Origin of the sequence: Escherichia sp. AM3 (genome assembly GCF_032029835.1) — a bacterium.
Classification (GTDB): Bacteria; Pseudomonadota; Gammaproteobacteria; order Enterobacterales; family Enterobacteriaceae; genus Escherichia; species Escherichia coli.
Genome location: NZ_JAVUPQ010000877.1, coordinates 1 through 286, shown reverse-complemented (window position 1 = coordinate 286; position 286 = coordinate 1). Strand labels below are relative to the sequence as shown.

Here is a 286-nt window from a genome sequence, read left to right as displayed (position 1 = left end):
GGTCGTTAGCTCAGTTGGTAGAGCAGTTGACTTTTAATCAATTGGTCGCAGGTTCGAATCCTGCACGACCCACCAATCGCTAAGGTGGAAGCGGTAGTAAAACGTGAAGGATAACGTTGCATCAGCAACGGCCCGAAGGGCGAGACGAAGTCGAGTCATCCTGCACGACCCACCACTAACATAGTTAGTTGTAGTATCCAGCGTAGTATTGGGTGATTAGCTCAGCTGGGAGAGCACCTCCCTTACAAGGAGGGGGTCGGCGGTTCGATCCCGTCATCACCCACCA

Annotated in this window: 1 tRNA gene and 1 other RNA gene; both read left to right on the top strand. The window is 52.8% G+C overall.

What is annotated here, in order from left to right:
- Positions 1–6 precede the first annotated feature (6 nt).
- A non-coding RNA gene (locus RTW80_RS28835) (RtT sRNA) lies at positions 7–175 on the top strand.
- A gap of 35 nt (positions 176–210) precedes the next feature.
- A tRNA-Val gene (locus RTW80_RS28830) sits at positions 211–286 on the top strand.